At 75.1% G+C, this 9,117-nt stretch carries 9 protein-coding genes; 6 read left to right on the plus strand and 3 right to left on the minus strand.

From position 1 onward, the window contains the following. Window positions 1–485: 485 nt before the first annotated feature. The 6 genes from ACSNOD_RS07830 (at window position 486) to ACSNOD_RS07855 (ending at window position 6,920) form a co-directional block, all read left to right on the plus strand. Window positions 486–1,601 carry a ParA family protein gene (locus tag ACSNOD_RS07830; RefSeq protein ID WP_436766035.1) on the plus strand — a complete coding sequence of 372 codons (1,116 nt, stop codon included), beginning with the start codon at window positions 486–488 and terminating at the stop codon, window positions 1,599–1,601. Further along, the gene (locus tag ACSNOD_RS07835; RefSeq protein WP_436766036.1) at window positions 1,598–2,236 is read left to right on the plus strand and encodes a hypothetical protein; all 639 of its coding nucleotides are present in this window, start codon (window positions 1,598–1,600) and stop codon (window positions 2,234–2,236) included. The genes ACSNOD_RS07830 and ACSNOD_RS07835 overlap by 4 nt, the downstream gene beginning before the upstream one ends. Before the next feature lie 110 nt (window positions 2,237–2,346). Further along, window positions 2,347–3,639, plus strand: a complete 1,293-nt coding sequence (locus tag ACSNOD_RS07840; RefSeq protein ID WP_436766037.1) for a segregation and condensation protein A — start codon at window positions 2,347–2,349, stop codon at window positions 3,637–3,639. Next, window positions 3,636–4,451: an SMC-Scp complex subunit ScpB gene (scpB, locus tag ACSNOD_RS07845; protein WP_436766038.1), complete on the plus strand. Its 816-nt coding sequence runs from the start codon at window positions 3,636–3,638 to the stop codon at window positions 4,449–4,451. The genes ACSNOD_RS07840 and scpB overlap by 4 nt, the downstream gene beginning before the upstream one ends. Continuing rightward, window positions 4,451–5,566 (plus strand): pseudouridine synthase, encoded by a 1,116-nt coding sequence (locus tag ACSNOD_RS07850; RefSeq protein ID WP_436766039.1) that lies wholly within the window; start codon window positions 4,451–4,453, stop codon window positions 5,564–5,566. Before scpB ends, ACSNOD_RS07850 begins: the two co-directional genes overlap by 1 nt. Window positions 5,567–5,687: 121 nt before the next feature. Further along, window positions 5,688–6,920 carry an ADP-ribosylglycohydrolase family protein gene (locus ACSNOD_RS07855; protein WP_436766040.1) on the plus strand — a complete coding sequence of 411 codons (1,233 nt, stop codon included), beginning with the start codon at window positions 5,688–5,690 and terminating at the stop codon, window positions 6,918–6,920. A 76-nt stretch (window positions 6,921–6,996) separates the two neighbouring features. Here the strand turns inward: ACSNOD_RS07855 and ACSNOD_RS07860 are convergent, their stop codons facing one another. The 3 genes from ACSNOD_RS07860 to ACSNOD_RS07870 form a co-directional block, all read right to left on the minus strand. After that, complete coding sequence (locus tag ACSNOD_RS07860) at window positions 6,997–7,539, minus strand: Rieske (2Fe-2S) protein (protein WP_436766041.1); 543 nt, start codon at window positions 7,537–7,539, stop codon at window positions 6,997–6,999. Further along, entirely contained in the window at window positions 7,536–8,159 is a 624-nt protein-coding gene (locus tag ACSNOD_RS07865) for a DUF6529 family protein (protein WP_436766042.1), read from the minus strand. The genes ACSNOD_RS07860 and ACSNOD_RS07865 overlap by 4 nt, the downstream gene beginning before the upstream one ends. 140 nt (window positions 8,160–8,299) lie before the next feature. Continuing rightward, entirely contained in the window at window positions 8,300–9,004 is a 705-nt protein-coding gene (locus tag ACSNOD_RS07870) for a hypothetical protein (RefSeq protein WP_436766043.1), read from the minus strand. Window positions 9,005–9,117 lie beyond the last annotated feature (113 nt).

Genomic DNA, 9,117 nt, shown 5'->3' on the forward strand with positions numbered 1-9,117 from the left:
CGCGCCGCGTCGCGTGCCGGTCCCGCGTCGGCCGAGGTGTGCCGTGGACGGCTTTCCACCCGCCCGGGTGGAAAGCCGTCCGAAACGGTGTCAACACCCACCGTCAACAACGCCAATACGGCGTGTCCGGCCGGGCCTTGTTCCTCGAGGTCCGGCCGGAGGTGTGCCCGGACGCGGTGCGGGCCGGTGGAGCCGGCCGCCGGACGTCGGGCAACTCGCCGAGAAAATCCCGTTTCGACCGGTTCACGAGGTCGCGAAACCTCGGGGTTGCGGCCCTTACAGCCTTGACAAGACGGTGTTCGATTGCCGACACATCGTGCCGGGTCCGGTGGATTGTGTTGCTGTGAACCATCGACACGCCATAGAGTCGCCAACCGTCGGCATGGTGCCACGCTGACCTATCGATAAGTTTCCTGGTCACATCCAAGGAGGTAAGACGACTTGTGAATGAGTCGACATTTACTCCCGGGGGTGGTCAGCCAGGAATGGCTTCGCGGGGCCAGAGTCCCAGGGGACTCGCGGCTGTCGGCTCCGTCGCCGTCCACACCTTCGCAGCCCACCAGAGCATGACAGCCCACCAGAGCATGGACGGCCATCACGTGAACGCCATGGCCGGCGATCAGAGCGGCGGGGACTCCGCCCGCCTCGCCGACTACGACGAACTGCCCGAGGGTCACTTCTACGACCCCGACGCGGAGTACGAGCCCGACCCCGAGTACGCGGCCACCCTCGCCCCCGACGCCGCGCGTCAGCGGCGCGAGCGGATCGGCCCCACCGGGCGGCCCCTGCCGTACTTCCCGATCCCGGGCCCCCTGACCGACCACGGTCCCGCGAAGATCATCGCGATGTGCAACCAGAAGGGCGGGGTCGGCAAGACCACCTCGACCATCAACCTGGGTGCCGCGCTCGCCGAGTACGGCCGCCGGGTGCTGCTGGTCGACTTCGACCCCCAGGGCGCGCTCTCCGTCGGACTGGGCGTCAACCCCATGGAGCTCGACCTCACCGTCTACAACCTGCTCATGGAGCGGGGCATGTCGGCGGACGAGGTGCTGCTCAAGACGGCCGTGCCGAACATGGACCTGCTGCCCAGCAATATCGATTTGTCAGCGGCCGAGGTTCAACTCGTCAGCGAGGTGGCCCGGGAGTCGACCCTGCAGCGGGCGCTCAAGCCCCTGATGGCCGACTACGACTACATCGTGATCGACTGTCAGCCCTCGCTCGGCCTGCTCACCGTCAACGCGCTCACCGCCGCGCACAAGGTGATCGTGCCGCTCGAGTGCGAGTTCTTCGCGCTGCGCGGTGTGGCGCTGCTCACCGAGACCATCGAGAAGGTGCAGGAGCGGCTCAACCCGGAGCTGGAGCTCGACGGCATCCTCGCCACGATGTACGACTCCCGCACGGTGCACAGCCGCGAGGTGCTCGCGCGCGTGGTCGAGGCGTTCGACGACCACGTGTACCACACGGTCATCGGCCGCACGGTCCGCTTCCCCGAGACCACGGTCGCCGGTGAGCCGATCACCACCTATGCCTCCAACTCCGTCGGCGCCGCCGCCTATCGCCAGCTCGCCAGGGAGGTGCTCGCCCGGTGCCACGCCGAGTGAGTCTCCCGGGAGCCGACGAACTCTTCCGTACCACCGGAGGGATGGCGCTCCAGCCGTCGTCCCCCCGGCAGCACGCGAACGGTGAGGCGGCGAAGTCGGGTGCCGGCGGCACGAGGGTGCCCGCGCCGGCGGGCTCCGGTGAGACGGACCCGGCGGGCGGGGCCGACGGCGGCCCGGGGCAGGGCCCCGGCGACGGCCGCGAGGGCGCGGGCGCGGCGCCCGCGGGCGGCTCCGCGGAGCACGGCGGGCGCGACAGCGGTGAGGACGCCTCCGGCACGGCGGGCGAGCGCGCCGCCGCGCGCTCCCGGCGCGGCCAGGACGGTTCGGCCCCGGCGGGGCAGCCCGGCGGGCGCGCGGGCGTGGGAGCGCCGCCCCAGCCCGGTGTCACCCGCCGCCGCGGTCGCGGCGCCAACCGCCGGCCCAGCGGCCGGGAACGGCACGACGAGAAGATCACGGTCTATGTCTCCGCGGAGGAGCTCATGGACCTGGAGCACGCCCGGCTCGTGCTCCGCGGCGAGCACGGGCTCGCCGTCGACCGCGGGCGGATCGTCCGCGAGGCGGTCGCCGTGGTCCTCGCCGACCTCGAGTCGCGCGGCGACGCGAGCATTCTCGTGCGGCGCCTGCGCGGGCGCTGAACCGGTTCGGCGGTAGCCTGCGGGGTGCGTCGCGGGAGCTCCGCGCGGCCCTGGCCCGCCGTACGAGTCGGCTGGGCGAATCCCCCGGTCCGATGAATCGATTCTCGCGAATGTCCAGCTCTGACGAGTCCGCCCCGCGGGGGCGCCTGCGGCGTGCGCTCGGCAGGGGGCCCCGTTCGGGGCCCCCTGCGGGGGCTTCGGCGGAGGCGCCGGCGGGCGCGCCCGCAGGGGCGCCTGCGGATGTGCACGCGGGCGTGCCGGCAGGGGCGTCGGCGGAGGCGCCGGCGGGAGGCGGTGGGGTCGCCGGTTCGCGTGCGGACGAGGCGGTGCCCGCGCGCGAGTCCGCGGCAAGCGAGCCCGAGGCGGTGGGCCCCAGGACGGCGGCCGAGGCCAGGGGTGCATCGCCCGCCGAGGCGGCGGAGCCCGTGGCGGTGCCCGCGCGCGAGTCCGCGTCGGCGGGCGACAGTACTGACGCTCAGGTCGCCGAGGGCGAGGGCGGCGGTCGGTCCGCGAGGCGGGCGCGGGGCGAGGGCGACCCCGGTGCGACGTTCACCGTGCGGCTGGACAACTTCGAGGGTCCCTTCGACCTTCTGTTGCAGCTCATCGCCAAACACAAGATGGACGTCACCGAGATCGCCCTGTCCCGGGTCACCGACGAGTTCATGGCGCACATCCGTGCCGCCGGGCCGGACTGGGACCTCGACCGGACCACCGAGTTCCTGGTGGTCGCGGCGACCCTGCTGGATCTGAAGACGGCCCGGCTGCTGCCGGCCGCCGAGGTCGAGGACGAGGCCGACCTCGCGCTGCTGGAGGCCCGCGACCTGCTGTTCGCCCGGCTGCTCCAGTACCGCGCGTTCAAGCGGGTCGCCGAGATCCTCCAGGAGAGGTTCGCCGCGGAGGCCCGCCGCCACCCCCGTACGGTCGGACTGGAGCCGCACCACGCGGAGCTGCTCCCGGAGGTGGTCCTCGGCATCGGCGCCGAGGGCTTCGCGCGGCTCGCCGTGCGGGCGATGCGGCCCAGGCCGAAGCCGCAGGTGTACGTGGACCACATCCACGCGCCGCTGGTCAGCGTCCGCGAGCAGGCGGAGGTGGTGATCGCCCGGCTGCGCGCGGTGGGGGAGGCGAGCTTCCAGGAGCTGGCGGCGGACGCCCCGGACACGCTGACCGTCGTGGCCCGCTTCCTTGCGCTGCTGGAGCTGTACCGGGAGCGGGCGGTGGCGCTCACCCAGGAGGAGGCGCTCGGCTCGCTGCTGGTGCGCTGGACCGGTGGGGAAGGGGAGGGGGCGCCCGTGGTCACGGACGAGTTCGACCAGGAGCCGGGCGCGGCCGCGGCGGCCGGGGACCGGCGTACGGGCCCCGAGGAGCCCGCGGACGGGGCAGGCGAGGAGGAGAGCGCCGTATGAGCGGTATCGACGGCAAGAACGCCGGCAGGAGCGCCGACACGGCAGAGGCCGACGTCGCGACGGACATGGGCGCGGACGTGGGCGCGCGCGCCGGCGCGGGGGAGGCGTACGAGCCCCAGCCGCCCGAGGCCGTACCGGACGCCGCGGGGCCACGGCCGCCCGCCGGCGCCTCCGCGGTCGCCGAGCTCGCCCTCGGCCCCGCCCTGGAGGCGGTGCTGATGGTCGTCGACGAGCCCGTCACCGAGGAGCGCCTGGCCGCCGTGCTGCAGCGCCCGCGGCGGGTGATCGCGGACGCCCTGCGCGAGCTGGCGGACGCCTACACGATCGAGGGCCGCGGCTTCGAGCTGCGCCGCGTCGCGGGCGGCTGGCGGTTCTACACCCGCCCCGAGTACGCCGAGGCCGTCGAGAGCTTCGTGCTGGACGGGCAGCAGGCCCGGCTGACGCAGGCCGCGCTGGAGACCCTGGCCGTGGTCGCCTACCGGCAGCCGGTGAGCCGTTCCCGGGTCTCCGCCGTGCGCGGGGTGAACTGCGACGGCGTGATGCGTACGCTCCTTCAGAGGGGTCTGGTGGCCGAGGCGGGCACGGAACCGGAAACAGGTGCGATCCTGTACAGGACGACGAACTACTTTCTGGAGCGGATGGGCCTGCGGGGCCTGGACGAGCTCCCCGAGCTCGCGCCCTTCCTCCCCGAGGCGGACGCGGTCGAGGCAGAGTCCCAGGAAGGCGTGCCGTCGTTCGATCCGGACGCTCCCGACGAGGGCGTGCGGACCACCGACGTAGACGACAGCGGCCACTCTCAGACGGATACTTGATGCGAAGCAGCGGCAGGAACAGCAGGGACAGCGGCAGGCAGAACCCCCGGGGCGCGGGTGGCGGCGCCTCCCGGTCGAGGGCCGGGGGCGGCCAGCGCGGCGAGCAGCCCAAGCGTGCGGGCCGGCCGCGTCCCGAGGAGCGCCGTTACGACGTGGGCGGCGCGAGCGGTGGCCCCAAGGACGGCGCCAAGGGCGGGCCGAAGGCCGGTCCCCGGGGCGGCGGCCCGCGCGGTGGCGCGCCGGCGGGCGGCAAGGGTGGTGCCAAGGGCGGTGCCGCGGGCCGCGGCCGGACCGTTCCGGCCCGGCCGCGCGAGTACGACGCCCAGATCGAGGAGCGCAACCGCGCCCGCCACAGCAAGCCGCAGATCAAGCTGCCCAAGACGTTCGGCGAGCAGGAGGGCGAGCGGCTGCAGAAGGTGCTCGCGCGCGCCGGCATGGGCTCCCGCCGGGCCTGCGAGGAGCTGATCGAGCAGCGTCGCGTCGAGGTCAACGGCAAGATCGTCACCGAGCAGGGGCTCCGGGTCGACCCGGAGAAGGACGAGGTGAAGGTCGACGGGCTGACCGTCGCCACCCAGTCGTACCTGTTCTTCGCGCTGAACAAGCCGGCCGGTGTGGTCTCCACCATGGAGGACCCGGAGGGCCGCCAGTGCCTGGGCGACTACGTCACCAACCGGGAGACCCGGCTCTTCCACGTCGGCCGGCTCGACACGGAGACCGAGGGCATCATCCTGCTCACCAACCACGGTGAGCTGGCGCATCGCCTGACCCACCCGCGCTACGGCGTGCAGAAGACGTACCTCGCCGCGATCCAGGGCCCGCTCCCGCGCGACCTGGGCAAGCGGCTGAAGAACGGCATTCCGCTGGAGGACGGCTACGCCCGCGCCGACCACTTCAAGGTCGTCGAGAACACCGGCAAGAACTACCTCGTCGAGGTCACCCTGCACGAGGGCCGCAAGCACATCGTGCGCCGGATGCTCGCCGAGGCGGGCTTCCCGGTGGACAAGCTGGTGCGCACCAGCTTCGGCCCGATCGCGCTCGGCGACCAGAAGTCGGGATGGCTGCGCCGGCTGACCAACACCGAGGTCGGCATGCTGATGCGCGAGGTCGAGCTCTAGGCCGCCGGTCCGGCGGCGCACACCGTCGCTCGCCGGTGTCCGGCGGGCCGCGTCGGCGGCCGCCGGGCCCCTCCGCGCTGGACAGAGGCCCACGCCCCCCTTTATCGTCACTTCGACACGAATGACGGTGGAGGGGGCGTACGCCATGGTGCGGGATGTGCGAGGGGCGGCTTCGGGGGCTGCCGGCGGGGTGGCCCCGGGCGCGTACGGGGTGGCCCCGGGCACGGGCGGTGCGGTCCGGAGTACGGGCGGTGCCGTGCGCAGTACGGGCAGCGCGGTGCGCAGTACGGACGGTGGTGTCGGGAGTGCGGGCCGTGCCGGGCGGCGGCCGGCGGAGGGCGGCCTGATCGGTTCGGCGCTCGGGGACGCGCTCGGCTACCCCACCGAGTTCCAGGACGTCCCCTCGATCCTCGCCCACTGGGGCCCCTGGCGGGAGCTGGAGCTGCCGACCCCGGCCCTGATCACCGACGACACCCAGATGACCCTCGCCGTGGGGCGCGCCCTGTGCGCCGCCCTGGACGGCGGCGGCCCGCCGGAGCCTGGCCGACTGGTCGGCCCGCTGGAGCCCGAGCGGCTCGTCGGCCCGCTGCGCGCGGAGTTCCTCGCCTGGTACCGCTCGCCCGACAACAACCGGGCGCCCGGGCAGACCTGCCTCACCGCCTGCGCGGCACTCGGCGACCCGCACCTGCCCTGGCAGCGGGCCAGCCGCACCGACTCCAAGGGCTGCGGCGCCAATATGCGGGTCACGCCCCTCGGGCTCGTCCCCGGCCTCACCGCCGAGGAGCGCGCCGGCGCCGCGCAGCTCCAGTCCGCCCTCACCCACGGCCATCCGACCGCGCTCGCCGCCGGCGACCTCACCGCGCTCGCCGTGCGGCTGCTCGCCGAGGGGGCGGAGCCCGCCGAACTGATCGACCGGCTGCGGCAGTACGCGCACGGGCAGCGCGGCACCTACCACGAGCGCTGGCTGGGCGATCTGTGGCGGCACGCCCACGCCTCCTCCCCGGCCGCGTTCATCCGGCACGGCTGGGACGAGTGCCTGGCCGCCCTGGACCGGCTGGCGGACGCGCTGCGCCGCCCCGACCGGGAGAGCGACCCCTGCCTGGCCACCGGGGCCGGCTGGATCGCCGAGGAGGCCCTGGCCACCGCCCTGCTGTGCTTTCTGCTCTTCCTCGACGAGCCGGTCACGGCCCTGCGCCGGGCGGCCTGCACCTCGGGCGACTCGGACTCCATAGCCTGTCTCGCCGGGGCCTTCGCCGGGGCCCACCACGGCGCGGAGGTCTGGCCCGCCGCGTGGGCGGAGCGGATCGAGCACCGGGACGAACTGCGGGCCCTGGGCGGTCGCTGGGACGCGTGAGGCGCGTTTTCCTCGGCTCGGGCCGGGCGGCCCGGGGGCTCGTCACGTGGGGCCCGCTCCGTCCGCCGTGCGCGTTTCACGCCCGGCGGACCGTGCCGTCCACGACGGTGACGGCCTGGCGCGGCAGGGGGCGGCCGGCCGGACCCGAGGCCACGGAGCCGTCGGTGATCCGGAAGCCGCTGCCGTGACAGGGGCACCGGGCGATGCCGCCCGAGACCTCCGCGACGGTGCAGCCCTGGTGGGTGCAGACCGCCGAGAACGCCGTGAACTCGCCCTCGCGCGGCTGGGCCACCACGACCTTGCGGTCCTTCAGCACGGTGCCGCCGCCGACCGGCACCTCCGAGACGCGGACCAGGACCTCGCCCGCGCCGCCGTCGCCCCGGCCGTCCCCGCCGTCTCCGCCGCCCCCGCCCCCGGTCCGCGGCGGGGGAGGCTCCTGCGCGGGCGGCGGGCCGTCCCCGTACCGCGAACAGCCCGCCAGGGCGGCGGCCACCGCGGCCGCTCCTGACGCGACGGCCGCCGCGAGCACCGCGCGCCTCCCCGGCGCCCGGCCCGCCGCCGTACGGGACGCCGCCGTACGGGCCGTCCTTGTCGCACCGCCGCTCCGGCGCCCGCTCATGTCGTGACACCGAAGGTGCGGAAGAACCACAGCGCCGAGGTCAGCCACACCACCGCCAGGACGGTGAGGACCGTCCCGCCGACGATCGGCAGCAGCCAGCCGGGCAGCCGTTCGCTGCGGAGCAGCAGCATCTTGGCGGCGAAGGCGCCGAAGAAGAAGCAGCCCAGCAGCGAGTGCCACAGCACGCGCGGGGTGCCCGACTGATAGCCGAACGCGTACAGGCAGTGCACCGCCACCGGCACGGTCAGCAGGAACGCCGCCCGGCCCGACCAGCGGTGCAGCGGCGCGACCCACGGCGCGTCGGCCGCCCGCCGCGCCCCCGGCCCCCTGCCGTACATCACCAGCGCCGAGCCGAGCTGGACCAGCGCGAGGGCGAGCGCCGCCGTCGCCAGCCACGCCTTGACCGCGTACGCGGTGGAGAACCCGGCGAGGTTGAAGGCGGTGCCGGCGGGGTCGTGCAGCCGCCCGTACGCCCCGAGGACGACGGGGACGGCCACCGCGACCAGTGCGGGCAGCAGATAGCGGGACGGCCGGGGGCGCTCCTGGCCGTGCCGGCCGCGCGGCCCGCGCTCCGGTGGGGTCGGGAACGACGCGGTGGGGGCGTGCGGGTCCACGCTCATGGCGCACTCACTTCGGCTGCCTCCTGCTGACGGGTCTGTGACGCGGTCTCTTACGGGGCCTTACGGGGGCTTGTCGGGCCTTGCGGGGGTCTTACGCGGCCTTTGGGGCCTGCCGGGTCTTTGCGGGTTTCCGGGCCGGATCAGGGGCCGGGCGCGCCGGCGACGCGCTCGGCGACGACCTCGACACCGTCCACGGTGACGGTGCCGTCGGCGGGGTCGAGCTCGGGCGCGGGGCGCGGCCGGCCCTCCGGCCCGGTGGTGAGCAGGCCGACCTGGCCGCCGTCCGGCCGGACGATCCAGCCGCCCTCGACGGGGGCGCCGCGCACGGCCGTACGGGTGCGGTAGAGGCCGGCGGGCGGCTCGGCGCGGTCGGCGGTGAAGTCCCGGTCACGGCCGTCGACCCGGACCCGGCCGGTCACGCGGCCGGCGCGCAGCGTGCCGGTGAGCGTCGCGCCGCCCCGGCCGCTCAGCCGCAGGTCGCCGTCGTCGCCGGCGGTGCCGCGCAGCCAGGACTCGGTGGTGCGGCCGTCGCAGTAGTAGGCGGTGGCGCGGCGGTCGCGCACGGAGACGGCGACGTCGGCCACGCCGTCGGCGGTGCGGCCGGTGTAGTCCTCGGCCTCCTTCCCCGGGGACGGGGGTCGCGCGGACGGCGGGCGGGACGAGGCGCCAGGGGTGGAAGGCGTCGCCGGGGCGCCAGGGGCGGCCGCGTACGGCGACGGCGACGGCGCCCCCGGCCCTCCCCCGACCGCGGCCGTGCCGGAGCCGGTCGTGGCGTTGAGCGCCAGCACGGTGAGGGCGAGGGCGAGCCCCGCGAGAAGCGTGTACAGCGGTCCGGAGCGCTTCATACGAGTCCCCCCGAGGCGCACGGCGGCCAGGCCCCCCATGCAAGCGGGGCGGTCGAAGGGCCGTCCATACGCCGAAAGGGACCGAGGGGGGCCGCATGGAGCCGGACGGGGGC

Origin of the sequence: Streptomyces sp. URMC 123 (assembly GCF_051386515.1) — a bacterium.
In the GTDB taxonomy this organism is placed as follows: Bacteria; Actinomycetota; Actinomycetes; order Streptomycetales; family Streptomycetaceae; genus Streptomyces.

Coding starts and splice junctions, on each gene's coding strand:
- ACSNOD_RS07840 (WP_436766037.1), top strand. CDS start 2,347: ATGTCCAGCTCTGACGAGTCCGCCCCGCGGGGGCGCCTGCGGCGTGCG.
- scpB (WP_436766038.1), top strand. CDS start 3,636: ATGAGCGGTATCGACGGCAAGAACGCCGGCAGGAGCGCCGACACGGCA.
- ACSNOD_RS07830 (WP_436766035.1), top strand. CDS start 486: ATGGCTTCGCGGGGCCAGAGTCCCAGGGGACTCGCGGCTGTCGGCTCC.
- ACSNOD_RS07855 (WP_436766040.1), top strand. CDS start 5,688: ATGACGGTGGAGGGGGCGTACGCCATGGTGCGGGATGTGCGAGGGGCG.
- ACSNOD_RS07860 (WP_436766041.1), bottom strand. CDS start 7,539: ATGAGCGGGCGCCGGAGCGGCGGTGCGACAAGGACGGCCCGTACGGCG.
- ACSNOD_RS07865 (WP_436766042.1), bottom strand. CDS start 8,159: ATGAGCGTGGACCCGCACGCCCCCACCGCGTCGTTCCCGACCCCACCG.
- ACSNOD_RS07850 (WP_436766039.1), top strand. CDS start 4,451: ATGCGAAGCAGCGGCAGGAACAGCAGGGACAGCGGCAGGCAGAACCCC.
- ACSNOD_RS07870 (WP_436766043.1), bottom strand. CDS start 9,004: ATGAAGCGCTCCGGACCGCTGTACACGCTTCTCGCGGGGCTCGCCCTC.